Annotated in this window: 17 protein-coding genes; 4 read left to right on the top strand and 13 right to left on the bottom strand. The window is 32.8% G+C overall.

Going from position 1 to position 14977, the window contains the following annotated elements; genetic code table 11:
- Positions 1-156: 7-cyano-7-deazaguanine synthase (locus PLI06_09805; GenBank protein ID HOI77888.1), on the top strand; the 156-nt coding region annotated here is incomplete at its 5' end.
- Positions 157-165: 9 nt separating this feature from the next.
- Positions 166-849, top strand: coding sequence for a tRNA-binding protein (locus PLI06_09800; GenBank protein ID HOI77887.1), 684 nt, complete (start codon positions 166-168; stop codon positions 847-849).
- On the opposite strand, the gene PLI06_09795 is transcribed toward PLI06_09800, so the two are convergent.
- From PLI06_09795 to PLI06_09735, 13 genes are all read right to left on the bottom strand, one after another.
- Positions 838-1182 (bottom strand): cupin domain-containing protein, encoded by a 345-nt coding sequence (locus PLI06_09795; GenBank protein HOI77886.1) that lies wholly within the window; start codon positions 1180-1182, stop codon positions 838-840. The genes PLI06_09800 and PLI06_09795 overlap by 12 nt on opposite strands.
- Positions 1179-2993 carry an ATP-binding protein gene (locus PLI06_09790; GenBank protein ID HOI77885.1) on the bottom strand — a complete coding sequence of 605 codons (1815 nt, stop codon included), beginning with the start codon at positions 2991-2993 and terminating at the stop codon, positions 1179-1181. The genes PLI06_09795 and PLI06_09790 overlap by 4 nt, the downstream gene beginning before the upstream one ends.
- Positions 2994-3009: 16 nt before the next feature.
- Positions 3010-3141, bottom strand: a complete 132-nt coding sequence (locus PLI06_09785) for a hypothetical protein (protein ID HOI77884.1) — start codon at positions 3139-3141, stop codon at positions 3010-3012.
- Between the two features lie 68 nt (positions 3142-3209).
- Positions 3210-4163 carry a hypothetical protein gene (locus tag PLI06_09780; GenBank protein ID HOI77883.1) on the bottom strand — a complete coding sequence of 318 codons (954 nt, stop codon included), beginning with the start codon at positions 4161-4163 and terminating at the stop codon, positions 3210-3212.
- Positions 4160-4951, bottom strand: coding sequence for a 16S rRNA (adenine(1518)-N(6)/adenine(1519)-N(6))-dimethyltransferase RsmA (gene rsmA, locus PLI06_09775; protein ID HOI77882.1), 792 nt, complete (start codon positions 4949-4951; stop codon positions 4160-4162). The genes PLI06_09780 and rsmA overlap by 4 nt, the downstream gene beginning before the upstream one ends.
- Complete coding sequence (locus PLI06_09770; GenBank protein HOI77881.1) at positions 4948-5526, bottom strand: DUF655 domain-containing protein; 579 nt, start codon at positions 5524-5526, stop codon at positions 4948-4950. Before PLI06_09770 ends, rsmA begins: the two co-directional genes overlap by 4 nt.
- Before the next feature lie 9 nt (positions 5527-5535).
- Positions 5536-5877 (bottom strand): RNA polymerase Rpb4 family protein, encoded by a 342-nt coding sequence (locus tag PLI06_09765; protein HOI77880.1) that lies wholly within the window; start codon positions 5875-5877, stop codon positions 5536-5538.
- A 13-nt stretch (positions 5878-5890) separates the two neighbouring features.
- Positions 5891-6187: a 50S ribosomal protein L21e gene (locus PLI06_09760; GenBank protein ID HOI77879.1), complete on the bottom strand. Its 297-nt coding sequence runs from the start codon at positions 6185-6187 to the stop codon at positions 5891-5893.
- Positions 6188-6189: 2 nt separating this feature from the next.
- Entirely contained in the window at positions 6190-7392 is a 1203-nt protein-coding gene (locus tag PLI06_09755) for a tRNA pseudouridine(54/55) synthase Pus10 (GenBank protein HOI77878.1), read from the bottom strand.
- 15 nt (positions 7393-7407) lie between these two features.
- Positions 7408-10212: a hypothetical protein gene (locus PLI06_09750; GenBank protein ID HOI77877.1), complete on the bottom strand. Its 2805-nt coding sequence runs from the start codon at positions 10210-10212 to the stop codon at positions 7408-7410.
- A gap of 39 nt (positions 10213-10251) precedes the next feature.
- Positions 10252-11019, bottom strand: a complete 768-nt coding sequence (gene dph5, locus PLI06_09745; GenBank protein ID HOI77876.1) for a diphthine synthase — start codon at positions 11017-11019, stop codon at positions 10252-10254.
- Positions 11020-11140: 121 nt separating this feature from the next.
- Positions 11141-12451, bottom strand: coding sequence for a type I glutamate--ammonia ligase (gene glnA / locus PLI06_09740; protein HOI77875.1), 1311 nt, complete (start codon positions 12449-12451; stop codon positions 11141-11143).
- A gap of 163 nt (positions 12452-12614) precedes the next feature.
- The gene (locus tag PLI06_09735; GenBank protein ID HOI77874.1) at positions 12615-13217 is read right to left on the bottom strand and encodes an Lrp/AsnC family transcriptional regulator; all 603 of its coding nucleotides are present in this window, start codon (positions 13215-13217) and stop codon (positions 12615-12617) included.
- Positions 13218-13391: 174 nt separating this feature from the next.
- On the opposite strand from PLI06_09735, the gene glyA reads away from it, so the two are divergent.
- Positions 13392-14624: a serine hydroxymethyltransferase gene (glyA, locus tag PLI06_09730; GenBank protein ID HOI77873.1), complete on the top strand. Its 1233-nt coding sequence runs from the start codon at positions 13392-13394 to the stop codon at positions 14622-14624.
- A partial coding sequence (locus PLI06_09725) for a tetrahydrofolate dehydrogenase/cyclohydrolase catalytic domain-containing protein (protein ID HOI77872.1) occupies positions 14621-14977 on the top strand: 357 nt, incomplete at its 3' end. The genes glyA and PLI06_09725, both read left to right, overlap by 4 nt.

The raw sequence follows: 14977 nt of genomic DNA, 5'->3' as shown, positions 1-14977 counted from the left end.
ATAGTAAAGAAAGGTATTCAACTTGAAGTTCCATTTGAAAAAACATGGAGTTGCTACACAGAAAATGATAACGCTTGTGGAGTTTGTGATTCCTGCAGATTAAGGCTCAAAGGATTTCAGGATGCAGGAGAAAAAGATCCAATTAAATATTTGTGAGGATTTTATATGGATACCCAAAATAACATAAATATACTTGTGGCAGAACAGGCATTAGAGCTTCTTAAGAAGACATTGGAAAGTACACGATTTGAAGGTGTGTGGAAAAAGAAAGATGCCCTTCAGATTACCGATTCAATGAAATCAGACATCATGGCAATTAAATTTTCATACGCCGAAAAAGAAGACATAAGTGAAATAACTAAGCCTATCAGAGAAAAAATATCTAAACTTCAATCAGCTCTCGGTGAAGGCTGGAGCTCCAATTTCCTTTCTAATTCAAGAAAAGAAAACAAAACCTCTACAAAAATGGGGATTGCTAAAATTATTTTCTCTATGAATACACTATATTTTATTGATAAAAGAATAAAGTTGGATAACAAATATGGTGTGGATACTCTTGTTGGTAAAATTCTTTCAGTCTCAAAGGTATCTGATTCTCTTTTAATATGTAATGTTGATATAAAAAGGGCCATCACAGTTTTGACAAATGATATGTCTATAAAGGATGGAGATATTGTTGCAGTTTCTATTTTGCCACCAAGGGAATTCTATGGCCAGGTATCTGAAGGGATGTTCTGCGGGATTCATGGAGTTTTGAGAATTGAAGGTGAAATCGGAAACAGAGCGGAAATACCAATTGATGGATATAAAGAAACTATGAATATGGTCCAGGATTTCCTAAAGCATTGATGGAATTATGCACATGACCACTAAGTCATCATTTCCAGCATTGATATAACAGTGTAATTCGTTTGGTGGGATGTATATAACGTCATCTTTTTTTACTAGGCTTTTGCCATTTTCAGTCTTTAAAAATCCTTCACCTTTTAGGATAAAATTTTCATGTTCCCACTCATGTCTGTGGTATGGGGAATATCCTTCTTTTTCAATTTTCATTATTCGCATATAGAAATTTTTTGCCCCTTGATCTTCACCAACCAAAGTAGTTATAGAAACACCTTTAGCATTATCCGCTTCAATTTTATTTTCTTTTATATCTTGAACATTTTTATGAAAAATCATAGTATCACATGTTTTTTGGGCAATATAACTGTAAATGTACTACCTTTTCCATATTCTGATTCAACATTAATTATTCCATCGTGCTTTGTTACAATATCTAATGAAATTGGAAGTCCAAGACCAATGCCTTGTTTTAATTCATCATCTACTTCTGCCCGATAGAATTTTTCAAAAATATTATCGATATCCTTTTTCTTGATTCCAGTACCTTTATCTTTAATTTTTACTTCTAGTGTATGTTCTTTTTCTTCTATCTTGATTTTTATTTCTCCCTTTTCATTTGAGAAGTTTACTGCGTTTTCTATTAGATTTACAAAGACTTTAGTAAGCTTTGGTCTATCTCCTTCTAGGTAAAAATCTTTACCAATTGAACTTAAAGATAAATTTACATTTTTCTTATTCGCTAAAATAATAAAATCTTGTACTATTGTTTTAATTAATTCATTAAGGTCAAATTTCTCAATAATAAGTTTTCTACTTTGAAGACCTAGCAAAGTAAACTCTTCAAGTTCTTTGACCAAAGAACTCAATCTCTGTACGTTTCTTTGGATAGAAGTAATCATCTTTTTGTTATGAGGATCAATTATATCTAGATTAATAAATTCATTACTTACGCTAATAACAGCAAGAGGATTATATAATTCATGTGCTATCGCATCAATAAAATCTTTCTTTGCCTTGTCTGAGTTCTCCAACTGATTGTAGGCTTCTTGAAGTTTCTCTGTTTTATTCTGGACTTCAATTTGTAAAGTTTTGTTGAAATTTTCCCTTATTTGAGAGGTCCTTTCTAATTTTTCAGTCATCTCATCCATTTGTCTTGAAAGAACTGCTATTTCATCATCGCCTTCAAAACCTACTTTCAAATTAAAATTACCTTTGCCCACTTCTTCCGATTGCCGAGATATCTTTTCTATAGGATTAACTATCTTATCTCGTATATATCTAGATAAAGAATAATTTATGCCCAAATCTATTAAAACGATTACAGTAATAATAATAAAAAAAGTTTTAATGATAGTTTCATCTACAGAATAATCAAAACTTATTAAGATAATAGCAATAATACATCCAATTCCAATTATAATTATATTTGTAATGTACAATATTTTTATGCGAAGGGAATCTAGTTTTTGTTTTATGCTAGTATCTGGTTTTAGAAACCCATACCTAAAAACAGCGTAAGAAAAAAAAAGTAACATAAATGAATTGGTTATTGGAAGAACAAAAATATTACTCATAAATTCTGATTTAATTTCAAAAATTCTAAAGAATGTATTTGTCACGATACTAGTTGCAATAGGTATTAAAGCTCCAATAAAAGCTATAATGTATTTTTTCTTTTCAATACTGGATGAAGTATTCTTATACGACATTAAAAGTAAACCTAATCCATATAACAAACAGATAGAATAATAAGCATAAAAAATTGAAAAAAGAGGGCCGAAAACTTCAACATAGCCTGATTCCATAAGTGTAAAATCTTTTAATAATAATTCTGTTAATAAAGAAAGCGAGAAAAATGTACTTGGAAATACCCAATAAATGTCTCTAATAATTAATTTTCTTTTGACTACTTGAGAGCACCACCATATGAAAAAAGGTGGGACCCATATTACAAAAAAGATGTTTAGTTTTCCCCATATGAGGGGAAGATCTCTTATTTGTATTAAATAGTTTGTAATTATTATTCCGGCACTACAAAAAGCTAAAAATGAGAATAATATATTTATTTTACTTTTATAGTTTGATTTAAGTGAATAAAGGGATAATAAAATATTAAATAAAAAAGAAAGAATTATTAGATAATTCATAAATATCTATTCTGTTTTATTCAGTCATCCAAAAGTAATATTTCACTGGTGCATCCATCCACAAAACTGGGGCTGACAAATATACTGTTTCTGTTCCTTCATTTTCTTTTATATGCATTTTAATTAATTCATGTGTAGTTTTATCCATAAAATCACCTACCATTTATTTTTTTAATGATTAATATATAAATTTAACTAAATAAAGTTGCGAATTTCTCAATTTATTATATCTTTTAGTATATCCTCTCTTTTATTTTTAAATTTGTCAATGCTTGAAGATATTTTGTTTGAAGAATCTTCGAAAAATTCGTTTAGATAATACATATTATATCTCTTTATAGAATCAATCGCCATTTTTTGATACTTTAGAGACATGCCAAGTGTATCCTCTAAAATATTAGTTTCAATAAATCCAGCAGCAATATCCATTACTTCTGCTTTTCCCACATCAACTAAATTCTCATTTTCAAGATACTCAATAACTTTAACAAGGGGGTAAGTCATCTGGCCGGATGTAAAGTCATCTTTCCATCCAAGAACATCATTAAAAAGCTGCATCGAAGTTCCCCAGCATTCCATCATGGTAAAAAAATCTTTTCTTTTATTTTCATTTGACCCTTCAAGATACAAATACGATAAAATAGGGATTCTCAAATGGAATGCCTTTCTTGCCATTAGTTCATAATTATAATTTTTCATTTCCTCTGTCAATACGCCCTTATAGGTATAATGCTGTTTTTCAAAAAGAACTGCATTTGAGAAATATGTTAAAGTATCTTCCAGATCTTTAAAAAAACTTTCATTTCTTCCTATTAGCTTAAAGCATATCTCATACATCTTGAATTCACAGATGTTAGATAAAAGAAGTAAGTTCCTGTCAATTTTTTCTGGATTGTCCAGTATGTCATCAATAATCCTCAAGTGCATTATCCCATAAACATCAAGATTAGAGAGTTTTCTAGAAACATCTTCTCTGTCCTTAATATCAAATCCGTCTGAAAGCCAGCATGGAAAAAGAAGAAACGTGTTGAATCCTTTCAGAGAAACCTTGAATTTATCAAGAAAGGTAGTTCCTAAATCAGAGATTGGTTTTTCTAGCCCACCTATAAAACAATTGACATCGCCAAGTACCTGATTAATCTCTTTATCAAAATCATCAAAAAAAATCATAATATCCCTTCAAGCCAATCACTTATATCTTTTATTTCAAAGATATCTAGGGTATATACTCTCCTATCCTTATAAGGGATTTCATCGAGCGATTGCTTGAATTCTTTTCCTTTTCCAAATATGTCTCTTGAATGGTAGATTGCCTTGTGGACAATTTTGTTTCTGTGCGTAAAAAGAGCTCTTACTGTGTTTTCAAAGACATCATTTATCTCAAATTTTTTATCCAGTTTGATGTGGGCTATAGAAGACCATACCTTTGGTTCAGGATAAAAGGCCGAAGGAGGGACATCTCTTAAGATCTCAATTTCTGAATAGATTTTAGACATTACTGATAATCTAGAATAATCATCTTCTCCCGGATTTGAGATAAATCTCCTTGCAAACTCTTTTTGGTACAATATTGTTGCAGATTCAAAATTCATTTCAAATAATTTGAATGTTATCTGAGAAGATATGGCATAAGGAATACTTGAAACAACCGTATCAAAATTTTTGTCTTCAAACTTTAGGAAGTCATCGCAGACTATTTCAACATTATCAAAATTATACTCTTGTTTGAGAATATTTACAAGATCCTTATCCATCTCTACAGCAACGACTTTGTCACATACCTTGGATAGCTTTTCTGTGAGAAATCCCAAACCTGGACCTATTTCAAGGACTTTTCCCTTACCGTAGGAGGCCATGAATCTTAGAACTTCATCAGAAATAAGAAAATTTTGAGAAAAGCTTTTAGACGGTCTTATTCTGTATTTGTTTAAAAGATAAAAAAGTCTGTCTGGTATCATTCCATCTCTTTTGGGGGTCTGCTTACAAAAATAGAATATCTATCAACTTCTTGCATTTCATTGATTATTCTATTTATAATCATTTTTTTAGGATCTGGTATAGATGGAACTCTATCTTTTATATCGCTAAATGATTTGAATGGTCCTTTTTTCCTTTCGTCTAGGATCTCATTCATCAATTTTTTCCCAAGCCCTGGTAAAAGTTCAAGCTTGTGGTATCTAATTGATATGGGGCCTGAAGTAGTGAAAAACTCGACAAATTTTTGCTCATTTTCAGATACTATCTTTTCTACAATAAATCTTAATTCGCCCTTTGCTGTTGTGCTTAGCTCATTATAGCGAAGTCTTTTTTTAACTCGAGCTATTTTATCCCTTTTTCCTTTACCTATGAAAACTCTTTCATACATTGAAAGATCTTCTGATGGAACTACCTCTAGCAATGAGAAATAATTTTCACCTATTATATGTGCAATAGGTGTTCTCTTATGAGGTGGGAGATTTTCGCCTGGAAGGCCCTGTGGCAGGTAATCCAGAACTATTCCGTACTCCTCAAAAATGCCAGTTCTCATCATCATAAATTTCACTTATTTTTTATATTTTGCAATTACTTCCAATATGGATTTTACTTCCTCTTCGTCCAATATTAATCTTTCTTTTGAGAATATTACTTCGATATCTTTCTTGTCTTCTGGAACAATATCAACTATTTTAATTATATTTTCCTTTTTTAACCTTGGAACTTTTTCTGTAAGTTCGGCGGTGACTTTTTCTATATCCTCAATTTCCATTTTGCTGAATTTATTTGTATAATCTAATGAAATCCCTTGTTCATATCCCAATTCGATTTTTTCAGCTCTACTGGAAAGTATCTCTTTTACTTTTGTTATTGGAACAATATCTTCAGAGATTATTTCCTTTCCTATCATGAAAGAACCTCTATTAAAATACCTGTTTCTTCATATGTTCAGGTCTTGAAATAACAGTCTTTTCTTTATTTCCATCCATTACAGAAAGTAGATAAGCTGAACCCCTCTTTCCGACTACCTTGCCTGTTTTCCCGTGAAATCTTGGGAAGGGCATACCTTTATGGACAGATGGTTCTAAAATAACATGAACGGAGTCACCCACATCAAATACCTGAAGGATTCTTGATACAGGAACTTTTCCTCTTGTTCTCACATCTTTTGATAGTTTACCTCTTGTCTTTATTCTGAAACCATGAGATTTTCTAGCCATTATTACACCTTCTCTTCAATACTAATTACATTTAGCAATACACACTTTATATTCTTACCCAATAATTCTGCAATACTGGGATTTGTTCTCTCCTCATCTCCAGAGATAAGTTCTTTTATATAAAGTCCACCATCACAGTATATCTCTAGTGACGAGCAATTTTCCTTAGAGGTAAGAACTTTATAAACCTTTCTAATTCTTGTTTTATCAGCTCTTCTATGTACAACTCTGTTCGGGGTCTCCTGATATATGTCTCTGTCTATGAAAAATTCCTCTATTTTTTTCTTTTCTTCTTCAGTTAAACATGCATCAATCTCTGCCAAGTAAGTTTTTCTCATATGGGTATTTTTTATTTTCTCAACTACTTCCTTTTCAACAAAGCAAAGATCTGAAATTCTCACTTTCCCTTCATTAATTTGATTTACTTCTAGTTCTAGCTTTTGAAGATCAATATCTCGGATTTTTGGAGATTTTATTTCTAGAACAAATGGTCTACCGTTCCCAAGCATTAAAACATCGATGTCTTCTCTACCTGCGCCATGAAAAGATGAATCCGTACCTTTAGTTTCTTTTAAGAACAACTCGGATATTAACTCTTCAACGCTTACATCATACATTTTTCCAGTATTGCCACACTTTGGACATCCACGACCTTTGCACTTTGTACAAAACCATTTGGTCTGCGGGATTCCCCTAACTAGCTTGTTGTAACGGCCATAAATAAATAATGGATTAATAACATACTCAACTTTTGAATCGTATGGGTGCAGAAGTATAGTTACGTCTTCTTTTTCTCTTTTGAATTCCTTCCCTATAATGGCCCCTATCTCTTTTCCAAGTTCCCTATTTAGCTCCTGTTTGATACTTTCCTGGTACTGAAGGCCATATTTCTCCTTGAGCATTTCCTCTTTTTTCATGATCTCTTCAGGAATCTTTGTGCCCACATGAAATGTAAAAAACTCAAAATCAGGTGAGATATTTCTTAGAACGCCCTCTGTTCTTTCAAAAATATTGTCGCAAAGAAAACAGGGTTTTTGTTTGTTAAATTTAGTTGATAGTTCAGGATTCAAGCAAATCAATAAATTACGTATTACTTTGCCTCTCCTCTCATTTGTAGATATTGAAATCTTTCCAAACTGTCTTCCAAGGCAATGATCGCAGAGAACAATCTCTCTTAGAATATCCTTAGAAGTTTTCAATATCATGTAATCTTTATCTCTTTATAGTCCCTTAAAGGATTTGTCAATTAATCCGTAACAAATCTGTAACTTCTTTACTATCTCGTGCTCAGTTGCAGAATCTTTATGGAAGGGGATGCTCTCAAATTTTTGAAGAAGAGAATTGTATCTATTCTGGGCGTCCCATATTCTTGAGAGGAGGACTTCTCTGTCCTTGTACATTTTTATAAATTCTGTACAGCCTTCTCTTATCTCCATGATGTCTCTTTCATACTGTATTTCGTAATCTATCTGTTTTATGAGATTCTGGCACTGTTGAATTCTTTCCTTTAAGAGCTCTTGAGATTTCATATCTAGTTCATTTTCAAACTGTTTATAATTAGCAACTATGTCTTTGTATTCGCCTATCATTTCCATAACTAGGGCCTTATCTGATGGCTCAACATAGGAGTATCTTGTAATAAAGCTACCAATCTTGTTAACAATCTTATCAATCTTGCTCTGAACAATCTCTTTTTCGGCGTCCTTTATCCTACTGCTAAATTCAGACATCAAAGCCTCTATCTCAAGCCTTAGCTGATCATCATATTCTAGTAGCAGTCCCTGCTTTTCTTTAATCAAGGTCTGATACTCGTCTTTAGCTTCAGCTGTACTTCTTAGAACCTGCGCAAAACTATACTTTTCCAATAATCCTTTAACTCTTCTAATAAAGTATTGAAGTTCCTCTTCTTTGACTATTTCAGCGTGCTCTACTCTCTTCTTGAGCCTTGCAAGGATTTCATCAATTTCATCTCTTTTATCTTCAGCTATTATAGAAAGGATTTCATTTCTGGTCTTCATTAGATCTTTGTAAAGATCCCTCACTTCAAAGAGATTTGAGTTGATATAGCCCTGATCAAATTTAATGTCAAAAGTTTGTGCCCTTCTCAAAAGAATATCAATCTTTTGAAGCTCGTCTCCTTGTACCTCTTTTAGCATTGCACTTATTTTTTCTATCTTTCTCTCTATCTCTATTTCTTGTTCTGAATTTGCAAATACTACAATGTCTTCTTTTTCTTTCAAAAGATTCTGGAACTCTTCCTTCGCTCTTATTAGATTGTCCAATATTTTTTCTTCTGTGAAGTCCCCCATTTTCTTATTGAGGTATTCAATAAATTCATCAACGTAACCTTTCTTTCCATCTTCAATTTCCTTTATTCTGTTATCAAAGGCATTAAGATTTACATTGATTGCCTTTTCAAGTTCATAGTCAATCCCCACAGGGAGATTTTTTTGCTCTCTTCTAAGGCTGTTGTATAGAAAAACTGCTTCTTTGATGTTCGCATCTATGTGTTCCTTGGGATACTTCTCTAAATTATTAATTGTCTTCTCCAAGAAATCCTCTAGTATTTTGATTTTGGCTTCTTCAGTTTTGATAACTTTTTCCTGTATTTCGGATAAATTACTTTCAATTACAATCTCAAGGTCTGCAGGCAATCTTCTTTTTTCTTCAAGAAGTTTGTGGTACATCTCTCTAGCAGACTCTAAATCTGTATTTATCTTGGAATAATCAAATTCTTCCAAAGCTTTGTATGAATTCTCTAAAAAGTTCTCAAGTTCTCTTTTCTTGATTGCTTCAATATTTTTAACTCTCAAGTATAAATCGTTTAAGTTTTTCTCAATATTCTTACTCAATTCATTGGAAAATCTTGGATGTAATCTTTCCATATCTCTTGACAATGCAACATAAGTTCTCTCTGCCTCGGATAAATTTCCTGCAATGTAATCCTCGGTATATTTTTCAAGAGCCCTTCCGGTTCTATCATAGACAAAAGAAAGATTTTCAATTTCTCTTTTTTCAACATTTTCTATTCTTGAAAGCAAGTTATCTATAGAGTTTCTAACTTTTTCTTCAATTTTAGAGTCTATTGTTCCTTTCAGAGAATTTCCTATTTTGCTATACTTCTCATAAACCGCCCGTGAATCCATGGGATTTTCTAATATGTATTCTTCTGTAAAAACAGGAAGAAGTTTTTCAACTTCATCAAGGATAGTTAAGAGATCAATTCTTTTCCTATCTTCTATTTCTTTTATTCTCTCACTTAAAATTTTAAGATTATTGTCAATAAGTGTAGCTCTTCCACCTTTAAGTTGTCTCTTCTTTTCAATTAATGAGGAGTAGATTTCTCTAGTTTCATCAAAGTTTTCTGAAATGTATTGAGTGTTCAAATACCGGTTCTTTTCCTCAATTTCCTTTAGAAACATCTCATAATCTTTTTTGAGGAAGTTCTCGGCCTTCTCAAGTTTATCTTCAATTTTTGACAAGTATTTGTTTATTTCACTTTCAATTTCAGGAGATACATTTTTTGGAAGTTTCTTATTTTCTACATCAAGGAGCGAGAATATTTCAAGGACTTCAGTGTAGTTGTCAAGTATATACTGCTCTGTAAAAGCCTCTTCTTTATTTTTTACTTTTCTTAAAAAATTAATAAGTGAAAGTTCCTGCTCTTTTTCTGTTTCATCGATTCTATGTTTAAGCTCTAATAAATTTGAGTCAATCTTTTTTTGTATATCCCAGACAATAACTTTTAACTCATCAATATCGTCATAGATTTTCTGTTCTTCTAATTCAGTTCTCTCTTTATCACTAATAACATCGACATTTTCTATAATCTGCTGAAGTTTTTCTTCAAAGTTTTCAATTTCCCACTGTTTAATAGCTTCAACATTATGTGATTTTAATCTATCGAGAAATTCTTTATACCCGTCAAGCAGTCTTGATACTTCAACAATTCTTTCTTCGTTAGAAGTTTCAACTTTGGATATTTTTTCAGCCAATTCATCTATTTTCTTGTTTTCAAATGGCATAATAATAACACCAAGGCTATTTTATTATAGTAATATTTTTTATTTATTTTTACTGTTTTTATATATTTCTGCAAGGCTTAAGAGATATTCTTCTTCAGCAAAGTGCAACTCTGCAGGAACAACTAAAGTATGGGGGGGTAAGCCGTAGAATTCATTATTGAACCCAGCTAATTCCTCTATATCCCCGTATACGATTCTTTGATCATCGTGACTAATCCTTGAAATTACAATAATTTCTTTAATATTTTTGTTTTCATCAATCTTTTTTAGTATATCCATTGCTTCTCTTGGATTCATAAAGAGATTTTTCTCCCGCTTTACATCGAGCAACAGCATTGTATGGAGATTTCTTTCTTTATTTTCAATTATTACATCATAAAAGCTTCTTGGGAAGAAGTTTTCCTCGGGGTAGGGTATACTCGCAGTTTTTCCAAATCTATAAATATGGAGGCCAGTTTCAGCAATCGCTGAATAAATTGAGGAAGCGTGAAATATTTTTGTTTTAACTCCCTTTTTTATAGATCTTAATAGAATATCTGTGTGAGTTGTTGCAACAAGAGGGTCTCCGGATATAAGAAGTGCTACATCCTCAAATTTTGCAGTCTCCAGAAACACAGGATTCTTTTCTATGTCATCTCTAGAAAGAGGAATCACTTCTTTATTTAGGGCCTTTTCAAGCCATAGAAGATCAAAATCAAAATAATTAGTGTAAGTATCCACGTAAATATTATTGATTTTATCCAATAATTCAAAGGCTTTCAATGAAAGGTCTTTTTCTGACAGCCCAAGGCCTATAAGGTATAACATCTGTATTGTAAAAGTACTTTAAATATAAAAGATTTTAGATTCGATTTACTATATTTTTAAATAAATAGCGATTTTTATTAGAATTAATTTTTTAAAAAATATAAGAAAAAATAAAATATTATCAATATCTGAGATATTTTTGGAATTCCCAGTCGGTTACGTACATCGAGTAGTCTTTCCAGACCTTCTTCTTGTGTTCAATATATTTCTCGTATATATGCTTCCCAAGGGATTCTCTTACTACCTTATCCTTTTCCAGTTCTTTTATGGCCTCTCCAAGGTTTATTGGTAAGGTTTCTATACCTCTTTCCTCTAACTCGGCCATTGATAACTCGAATATATCGTAGTCAACTGGTTCAGGTGGCTCAATCTGATTTTCAATTCCATCCATTCCAGCTTTTAGCATAGCTGTAAACGCAAGGTAGGGGTTACAAGTTGGGTCAGGAGATCTAAACTCTAGCCTCAAAGCCTTTTCATTAGTTGGGTCGTATCCAGGCAATCGTACTAGAGTTGTCCTGTTAGCCCATCCCCATGAGATATAAACAGGAGCTTCATATCCTGGAACTAATCTCTTATAGGAGTTTACAGATGGAGAGCAAATTGCTGTTAGTGCTTTAGCATGCTTTAAAATTCCACCTACGTACCATCTACCCTTGTCGGACAAATTCTTTGTCTTTGGGTCGTAAAATATGTTTCTACCGTTTTGGAATACACTTTGGTGGCAGTGCATACCGTTTCCAGCTTGACCGTAGAATGGTTTTGGCATATAAGTAACTACAAGCCCCTCTTTAGCGGCTATGTTTTTTACTACTTGTTTGTATGTGATAACGTCATCTGCTGCTTCAAGGGCACTTTCCTTAAATCTAAAATCAATTTCGTGCTGACCATCTCCTACTTCGTGGTGGGTGATCTCGCTTTTGACACCCATCATTTGCATGTATAGGCCGGCTTTGTTTCTAATTTCTTCTCCCAGGTCAAGAGGTGCAAAATCTGCATAGCCTCCTGAATCATGAGGTACAAGTTTCCCGTTTTCTTCTTTTAATAAGTGAAACTCAATTTCAGGCCCAAGATAAAATTCCATTTTGTCTTCTGCAAGCTTTTGTATTTCCTTTTTTAAAAGACTCCTCGGGTCACCCTCAAAAGGTTTCAAAGTTGTTGGGTAACATACATCACATATTATCCTTGCTTCATCAAGCCACGGAATTATTTTGAATGTGTTAGGGTCTGGCATCAAAACGCTGTCGCTGTGGGATATATCTGTAAATCCCTTAATTGAAGAACTATCAAAACCCATTCCAGATTCGAATACAGAGTCCAGAAGGTCTACAGATATTGAAAAGTTCTTTGGTATCCCAAGCATATCCACAAATTGCAATCTAACGTATTTTATGTTCTTATCCTTAATTATTTTCTTTACCTGTTCTTTGTCCATTTAATTCCTCCAAAAATATTTTTTATATCTACCCATTTGTCTAGGTATTTGATAGAAAAAAGAAGTATCATCTAGTATTTAATACTTACTGTTATATAATGGCTAATTTAGGTCTAATAAGGACTAAAAAAAAGATAAAATGGCCTAAAATAATCAAATAAAATTAGGTAATAAAAAGTAATTCATCTCTCCAGTCATCCCTAATTCTTCCGTTTTTTATATTTAACATTGGCATATAATTGTGGAAGAATCTTATCGGATCTGAAAGCCTTATTGTCTGGACATCTTCTATAGAATCGGGGCCATGATTTTTCTTTAAAGATGGAACAATTATTTTGTTAAAGTTTTCTACTATGTCCTCATCCCTTTCTCCTTCTAAAATCATAACAAGAGCAACTCTCCCATCAACCTCTGCAAGGAATGATTGGTAAATATGCTCAGTAAATACTGTTCTAACATTATTTTCTTCATTAATCTCCCGAATAAATTGAGTATATGGGAGGCCAAGTTTAAATTTTATTAGATAGAGATGTCTGGCATTTATTTTCCCGATACCCGACTTATCTAGATTTACATTTAGATAATAATGAATAATGCCCTCTTCTTCAAGTTTCTTCCTTTTTCTGTAGACGGTTCTTACGGGAACTCTTGTCGCCTTGCTTATTTGATTATCGCTGCTTCTGGGATTTCTTATTAAAGCTTTGATGATTAACTTTTCTTGCTCATCAATAGTTCTTCCCCTTAAGATACAAATATCTTTTACCATAGTAATTCCTCTATTTCATGCCAGAATAATATATTATCCTACCTAATCAGTATATAAAATTAACTATTATGAAACATTAGTGCCATAAAATAGCAATATGCGAATATCTTGATATTGGCAAATAGCAAAATATTTATAAGAGATTTAGGCATTTGTAATCATAGTCGTGGTTTTATGAAATCATTGGATCAAGTTGATGTCGAAATTTTTAATGCAATTGAAGATGAAAAAAATCGTCAAAATGAAGGACTTGAACTTATAGCGAGTGAGAATTTTACAAGCAACGCAGTTCTTGAAGCGCAAAGGTCTGTTATGACCAATAAATATGCCGAAGGTTACCCCGGAAAAAGGTATTATGGTGGATGCAAATTTGTTGACGTTGCAGAATCTCTCGCCATCGAAAGGGCAAAAAAACTTTTTAAAGCAGATCATGCAAACGTACAGGCTCACTCAGGAACACAGGCTAATATGGCAGTATATTTTTCATGTTTAGATGTTGGGGATACTGTCTTAGGGATGGATCTATCCTGTGGGGGGCATTTATCGCACGGATCCCCTGTTAATTTTTCTGGAAAATTTTACAACTTTCAGTTTTATGGTGTTAATAAAAATACTTATAGAATCGATTTAAATGAAGTACGACAAAAAGCCATTGAATTAAAACCTAAACTTATTGTAACAGGCGCTAGTTCATATCCAAGAGAGATAGATTTCAAAGGATTTAGAGAAATTGCAGATGAAGTTGGTGCTCTTTTGATGGCAGATATGGCACACATTGCAGGACTAGTTGCATGTGGATTCCATAAATCTCCCGTTCCTTACTGTGACTTTGTAACATCTACGACCCACAAGACTTTAAGAGGCCCAAGAGGGGGATTAATACTTTGTAGGGAAGAACACAAAAAAGCAATCGATAAAGCCGTATTCCCCTTTGCCCAAGGTGGTCCAATGATGCATACAATAGCAGCAAAAGCTGTTTGCTTCAAGGAGGCAATGGGAGAAGATTTCATCAACTACCAAAGACAAATTATAAATAATTGTAAAGTTTTATCTGAAGAACTTTTGTCACTTGGATATGATCTTATCACCGGGGGAACTGATAATCACTTACTCTTGATGGATTTAAGAAATAATAACATTACAGGAAAAGAAGCGCAAGAGTTATTGGAGAGTGCAGGCATTACAGCAAACAGAAATGTTATACCATATGATCCAAAGCCACCTAACGTTACTTCTGGGCTTAGATTAGGTGTTCCTGCAATTACTTCTAGAGGAATGAAGGAATCGGAAATGAAACATATAGCTGGGATGATTAACAGAGTGCTTCAGAAGAAGGATGACTGCGCGCCTGAAAAAGTAAGAGCGGAGGTAAGGGATCTCTGCAAAAAATTCCCAATAAATCTATGACCACAAAAATACTGGACGGTAAGGCCTTATCTCTCAAAATAGCAAATGAGCTTGCAGAAAAAGTATCAGAATATAAAAAAAACGGCCTTCACCCCAAACTGGCAACTGTTTTGGTAGGCGATGATCCTGCATCTAGAATTTATGTTAATTTAAAGAAGAAGGATTCAGAGAAAATTGGGATTGACTATGAAGAATTTTATTATGACGATATCTCTGAACAGGATATTCTTTTACTAATTGATAAATTGAATAAAAGAACAGATATTCATGGTATTCTAGTTCAGTTACCTTTACCAAAGCATATAGACAGTAACAAGGTATTGGAAAGAATTGATCCAATAAAAGATGTCGAT

Source organism: Methanofastidiosum sp. (assembly GCA_035362715.1).
GTDB lineage: Archaea > Methanobacteriota_B > Thermococci > Methanofastidiosales > Methanofastidiosaceae > Methanofastidiosum.
This window is presented reverse-complemented; position numbering and strand designations above follow the sequence as displayed.

What these genes read in the sequence shown, in the direction of transcription:
- rsmA (HOI77882.1), bottom strand. Translation starts at nt 4,951, where the DNA reads ATGATACCAGACAGACTTTTTTATCTTTTAAACAAATACAGAATAAGA.
- PLI06_09755 (HOI77878.1), bottom strand. Translation starts at nt 7,392, where the DNA reads ATGATATTGAAAACTTCTAAGGATATTCTAAGAGAGATTGTTCTCTGC.
- PLI06_09790 (HOI77885.1), bottom strand. Translation starts at nt 2,993, where the DNA reads ATGAATTATCTAATAATTCTTTCTTTTTTATTTAATATTTTATTATCC.
- PLI06_09750 (HOI77877.1), bottom strand. Translation starts at nt 10,212, where the DNA reads ATGCCATTTGAAAACAAGAAAATAGATGAATTGGCTGAAAAAATATCC.
- dph5 (HOI77876.1), bottom strand. Translation starts at nt 11,019, where the DNA reads ATGTTATACCTTATAGGCCTTGGGCTGTCAGAAAAAGACCTTTCATTG.
- glyA (HOI77873.1), top strand. Translation starts at nt 13,392, where the DNA reads ATGAAATCATTGGATCAAGTTGATGTCGAAATTTTTAATGCAATTGAA.
- PLI06_09780 (HOI77883.1), bottom strand. Translation starts at nt 4,163, where the DNA reads ATGATTTTTTTTGATGATTTTGATAAAGAGATTAATCAGGTACTTGGC.
- PLI06_09770 (HOI77881.1), bottom strand. Translation starts at nt 5,526, where the DNA reads ATGATGATGAGAACTGGCATTTTTGAGGAGTACGGAATAGTTCTGGAT.
- PLI06_09795 (HOI77886.1), bottom strand. Translation starts at nt 1,182, where the DNA reads ATGATTTTTCATAAAAATGTTCAAGATATAAAAGAAAATAAAATTGAA.
- PLI06_09765 (HOI77880.1), bottom strand. Translation starts at nt 5,877, where the DNA reads ATGATAGGAAAGGAAATAATCTCTGAAGATATTGTTCCAATAACAAAA.
- PLI06_09735 (HOI77874.1), bottom strand. Translation starts at nt 13,217, where the DNA reads ATGGTAAAAGATATTTGTATCTTAAGGGGAAGAACTATTGATGAGCAA.
- glnA (HOI77875.1), bottom strand. Translation starts at nt 12,451, where the DNA reads ATGGACAAAGAACAGGTAAAGAAAATAATTAAGGATAAGAACATAAAA.
- PLI06_09800 (HOI77887.1), top strand. Translation starts at nt 166, where the DNA reads ATGGATACCCAAAATAACATAAATATACTTGTGGCAGAACAGGCATTA.
- PLI06_09785 (HOI77884.1), bottom strand. Translation starts at nt 3,141, where the DNA reads ATGGATAAAACTACACATGAATTAATTAAAATGCATATAAAAGAAAAT.
- PLI06_09760 (HOI77879.1), bottom strand. Translation starts at nt 6,187, where the DNA reads ATGGCTAGAAAATCTCATGGTTTCAGAATAAAGACAAGAGGTAAACTA.